This is a genomic window from Aeromicrobium sp., from assembly GCF_032084975.1.
Lineage (GTDB): Bacteria > Actinomycetota > Actinomycetes > Propionibacteriales > Nocardioidaceae > Aeromicrobium.
The window spans coordinates 15,788-18,314 of sequence record NZ_DAMDLR010000054.1 but is presented as its reverse complement, the minus strand read 5'-3'; the positions used below and the strand labels follow the sequence as shown (position 1 = coordinate 18,314).

Genomic DNA, 2,527 nt, shown 5'->3' with positions numbered 1-2,527 from the left:
GCGAGCGACGGCCCACGACGCGCAGCACGGCATCGCGCACCTCGGACGCCAGCTCGGCGTCCAGCATCGAGGTCGGCTCGTCGAGCAGCAGCACGTCGGGCTCGGTCGCCAGCGCTCCCGCGAGCGCGAGCCGGTGCCGCTCCCCGCCCGACAGGGCGCTGGTGAAGCGCTCGCGTCCGTGCCGCAGGCCCACCGCCTCGAGGGCGGCGTCGACCCGGCGCCAGATCTCGTCGCGCGGGAGTCCCAGATTCTCGGGACCGAAGGCGACGTCGCGCCCGATCCGGTCGGCGACGATCGACGAGGAGGGATTCTGCGTGACCATCCCGATCCGGCCGGTGACCTCGACCGAACCGGTGGATTCGCCGACGAGGGTGGTGCCCAGCGCCCCGGCGATGGCGTGCAGCGCTGTCGACTTGCCGCTGCCGCTGGGCCCGACCAGCAGGACCCGCTCACCGGATTCGATGTGCAGGTCCAGCCGGTCGAGCGCTGGGCGGCGTGCGTGCAGCGGAGTCCAGGAGTAGTCGCGGAACGCGACCGTCACTGCCGGCCGGCTGGGAACGAGTCGAGCGCCCCCGCCTGCGCGAGCGACCGCACCAGGAACCAGCCGCCGAGCCCGGCGATCAGGACGCCCGAGACGGTGAAGAAGCCCAGGTGGAACAGGCGCCACGTCAGGTCCCAGTCCACGAAGTAGTACTTCCACTCGTAGAGGGCGGCGAAGACCGCCGAGAGCGCACCGGCGCCGATGGCGGTCACGACGTCGAAACGTCGGTAGAGGAACGCTGCGAAGACGAGCTCGGCGCCGAGACCCTGGACGAGGCCCGAGATCAGCACCGTGCTGCCCCACGCCGTGCCACCCAGGACGATCATGGAGACGAGGGCGGCGATCAGCTCGGTCGCCAACGCGGCGCCGGGCTTGCGGATGATCAGACCTCCGACGACGCCGGCGATGAGCCACATGCCGGCGAGCAGTGCGGCGGCGGGCTTGAAGCCCACGGCCGCGCCGATGTCGACGACGTCGTAGAACTTCCCCCACCCCCAGAAGACGACGCCGAAGGCGACGCCGAGCATGGTGATGGTCACCAGGTCGAGCGTGCGGTAGCTGGTGGTCGAGCGGACAGCAGATGTCATCGTGACTCCCTTCGCCGGTGCTAACCGGAGCAGGTTCAAGGGTCTGCGGCGGATCCGCACTCTCAGCGCCCTCTGCGTGGCGCTCCCCTGTCGTGTTCCCCCAGCCTAGCCGCTCCCGGGCACGAAAGAAGGCGGGGACGGGTCGTGAGACCCGTCCCCGCCCTCAGTGCTGTGCGATCAGCTGCGTCCGGCTCGGCGACGCAGCGTCATCACAGCCACACCGGCGAGGAGCAGCACCCCGCCCAGGACGGCGATGCCCGCACCCGGGCCGCCGGCCGAGGCCAGCACGTCGTCCGACCAGTAGTCGTCGTCCGTGTCGTCGACGTCGCTGGCGTCGGCGGCCTCGATCTCGATCGGCACGGAGGCGATCAGCTCGCCGCTGCTGCTCAGGACCCGCACCGTGTGCGATCCCTCGGGAGCGTCGGTCGGGATGCGCACCGACGCCTCGCCGGAGACGCTCACCGTCCGGGTGCCCAGATCGATCGGCTTCGAACGCAGCTCGAAGCTGACCTTCTTGGCGATCCACTCGTCCGCGAACGAGAAGGTGAGGGTGTCACCGGGTGCCACGATGTCGGACCCGACCAGCTCGACCGGGATCGTCCCCGGCTCGTCGGTGGGCTCGGCGGTGGGCTCGGCGGTCGGGCCGTCGGTGGGCTCGGCGGTCGGGCCGTCGGTCGGCGGCGTCGTCGGGCCGTCCGTCGGCGGCGTCGTCGGGCCGGTCGTCGGCTCGGTGACCGGGTCGCCCGACACCGGGATGCTGCCCAGGTCCAGGCTCTCCGGCCCACCACACGTCAGTTCCGCCGGCAGCGTCGTCGTCTTCGTGTGGATCGTCGCGTCGATCGAGAAGTCCTTCGGCATCCCGAGGGCCACCGAGTCGGCGGCGTAGGCCGGGACGGTGATGGCCGGGACGGTGCCCGTGGCCGGGATGAGCCACGGCGAGCCCGCCTGCTGCGGGATGTCGGTGCGCGGCGAGCTGAGGTTCGGGATCGCGACGGTCGAGGTCTGACCACCCGTCGTCAGGGTGATGGCAGCGTCGGTGGAGGCGCCTTCGGCGGCTTGGCCGCCGAGCAGGGTCACGGTCGACTCGCGCAGCAGCTCGGGCATCGTGAGCGTGATGTCGACCGGGCGCTCGGAGATCGTCTCGCCGGGACGGACGGATCCGGGGACCGTCGTCTCAGCAAGGACGCCGATGTCGTGGTTGCCCAGGTTCAGGCCCCCGGCCACGACCTCGCACACGTAGGTGAAGTCCTTGGAGAGGTCGACCGGCTCACTCGGCGTCGGTTCGGTGGGCTCGGTCGTCGGCTCCGTCGTGGGCTCGGTCGTGGGCTCGGTCGTCGGCTCGGTCGTCGGCTCGCTGGTCGGCTCCGTCGTCGGCTCCTCGGTGGGCTCCGTCGTCGGC

4 protein-coding genes and 1 riboswitch are annotated in these 2,527 nt (G+C 71.5%); of the genes, 1 reads left to right on the top strand and 3 read right to left on the bottom strand.

Going from position 1 to position 2,527, the window contains the following annotated elements; genetic code table 11:
- From RT323_RS12355 to RT323_RS12345, 3 genes are all read right to left on the bottom strand, one after another.
- Positions 1 to 541, bottom strand: a 541-nt coding sequence (locus RT323_RS12355) for an ABC transporter ATP-binding protein (RefSeq protein WP_313408838.1), incomplete at its 3' end; no start/stop codon positions are given.
- Complete coding sequence (locus tag RT323_RS12350; RefSeq protein WP_313408836.1) at positions 538 to 1,128, bottom strand: ECF transporter S component; 591 nt, start codon at positions 1,126 to 1,128, stop codon at positions 538 to 540. The genes RT323_RS12350 and RT323_RS12355, both read right to left, overlap by 4 nt.
- Positions 1,118 to 1,227: riboswitch (TPP riboswitch) on the bottom strand. It overlaps the preceding gene by 11 nt.
- 78 nt (positions 1,228 to 1,305) lie before the next feature.
- Positions 1,306 to 2,352, bottom strand: coding sequence for a DUF6801 domain-containing protein (locus tag RT323_RS12345; protein ID WP_396172337.1), 1,047 nt, complete (start codon positions 2,350 to 2,352; stop codon positions 1,306 to 1,308).
- Between the two features lie 16 nt (positions 2,353 to 2,368).
- Between RT323_RS12345 and RT323_RS16745 the strand changes: the two genes are divergently transcribed.
- Positions 2,369 to 2,527: glycine zipper domain-containing protein (locus tag RT323_RS16745; RefSeq protein WP_396172336.1), on the top strand; the 159-nt coding region annotated here is incomplete at its 3' end.

Coding starts and splice junctions, on each gene's coding strand:
- RT323_RS12350 (WP_313408836.1), bottom strand. CDS start 1,128: ATGACATCTGCTGTCCGCTCGACCACCAGCTACCGCACGCTCGACCTG.